1 protein-coding gene is annotated in these 631 nt (G+C 55.8%); it reads right to left on the bottom strand.

All coding sequences use genetic code 11. The features are described from left to right. A partial coding sequence (locus tag NTD89_RS21985) for an immunoglobulin-like domain-containing protein (RefSeq protein WP_262209707.1) occupies positions 1–631 on the bottom strand: 631 nt, incomplete at both ends.

The raw sequence follows: 631 nt of genomic DNA on the forward strand, positions 1-631 counted from the left end.
GGTAATGTTGCCGCCTTCAACGACCGATGGATTTGCCGTCAAAGTTACGGTAGTGGTGTCGATCGAGTCGGTGATGGTGGTGGTTGCTGGCGCAGGATTGGTCGCCAGGTTTTCGAAATTACCGCCAGTGGCGTTGGTGATCGTCGTGTTGACGGTCGAACCGTTGTTGTAAACGTCGTTAGCCGGGGTTTCGAAAACCACAGTTCCGCTGGACTTGCCCGCTTCGATATTGATCGTCTGACCGTTGCTCAGCGTCACGGTCACCGCAGTTTGCGCCGGGTTAGTCAGCGTAGCGGTGTAGGTAATGTTGCCGCCTTCGACGACCGAGGGATCTGCCGTCAGAGTGACGGTGGTGGTGTCGATCGAATCGGTAATCGCGGTGGTCGCTGGCGCAGGATTGGTTGCCAGATTTTCGAAGTTACCGCCGGTGGCGTTGGTGATCGTCGTGTTGACGGTCGAACCATTGTTGTAGACGTCGTTCGCCGGGGTTTCAAACACCACCGAGCCAGCAGATTTACCGGCTTCGATGACGATGGTCTGACCATTAGAAAGCGTCACCGTCACAGCAGTTTGTGCTGGATTGGTCAACGTCGCGGTGTAAGTGATGTTGCCGCCCTCAACAACCGAGTTA

Source organism: Pseudomonas sp. 14P_5.3_Bac1, assembly GCF_025466135.1.
Classification (GTDB): Bacteria; Pseudomonadota; Gammaproteobacteria; order Pseudomonadales; family Pseudomonadaceae; genus Aquipseudomonas.